Origin of the sequence: Myxococcus sp. AM009, from assembly GCF_013372605.1 — a bacterium.
Taxonomy (GTDB): domain Bacteria; phylum Myxococcota; class Myxococcia; order Myxococcales; family Myxococcaceae; genus Myxococcus; species Myxococcus vastator.
The window spans coordinates 1-492 of record NZ_JABXEP010000366.1 but is presented as its reverse complement, the minus strand read 5'-3'; the positions used below and the strand labels follow the sequence as shown (position 1 = coordinate 492).

At 75.2% G+C, this 492-nt stretch carries 1 protein-coding gene; it reads left to right on the top strand.

The genetic code is table 11. The features are described from left to right. The coding region (locus tag HV824_RS35895; protein ID WP_176425283.1) for an MASE1 domain-containing protein at nt 1-492 on the top strand (492 nt) is incomplete at both ends.

Here is a 492-nt window from a genome sequence, read left to right as displayed (position 1 = left end):
TGCCTGGGCGTGAGCGCGCTGGTGGGCGCGGCGAGCCTCGTGCTGGGCGGGCGGCTTCCGTGGACGTCCCTGGCCACGGGCCTGCGCGTGTGGTGGGTGGGGGACTTGATGGGCGTGCTGGTGGTGGCGCCGGCGCTGATGCTGTTCAAGCGGTGGTCCTGGCCGCGGCGGGGCGGCGAGGCGGTGGTGCTCGCGGGGCTCACCACGGTGCTGGGCGGCGCCATCTTCTTCGTGCCGGAGCTGCCGCACAGCGCGGCGCACGCGGCCGCCTTCCTCCTCTTCCCCATGTCCGCCTGGGCCGCGCTTCGCTTCGGTCCTCGGGGCGCGGCGGCGGCCACGCTGTGCATCGCCGCCGCTTCCATCGTGGGCACCGCGCGCGGGCAGGGGCCCTTCGCCACGGATGACCTGACGCAGGACCTGCTGGTGCTGCAGCTCTTCATCGCCGCCAACGCCGTCACCGGGCTGCTGCTGGCGGCGGCGAGCACCGAGCGT